The organism is Leifsonia sp. SIMBA_070 (assembly GCF_046534635.1).
Taxonomy (GTDB): Bacteria; Actinomycetota; Actinomycetes; order Actinomycetales; family Microbacteriaceae; genus Leifsonia.
Genome location: NZ_JAWRYK010000743.1, coordinates 1 through 246 on the forward strand (window position 1 = coordinate 1; position 246 = coordinate 246).

The 246-nt window shown below is 67.9% G+C and carries 1 protein-coding gene; it reads right to left on the minus strand.

Translation table 11 applies throughout. From position 1 onward, the window contains the following. The coding region (locus tag SB754_RS22225) for a DUF2059 domain-containing protein (protein ID WP_410784451.1) at positions 1-230 on the minus strand (230 nt) is incomplete at its 3' end. Between the last annotated feature and the right edge of the window lie 16 nt (positions 231-246).

Below are 246 nucleotides of genomic sequence, written 5' to 3' on the forward strand. Positions count from 1 at the left end.
CCCTGGCTCCAGGCCCGCGTGATCTGCTGGGCGGCGCCGACGGCGCGAGGCAGCTTGTCGGCGATCGACTGCCCGGTGGGCGAATCATAGAAGGCGAGCATATGGTCCAATTCCTCGACTGAGAAGGTCTTGGCGTAGACCGGAACCAGCGCCTGCGCCAGCTCGTCGCGTCCGGCGCGGAAGGCGTTGCTGGCGGTCTGCATCAGCGATTCGCGCTCGGTCTCCGACATGCCGGGCGCGTTCTGG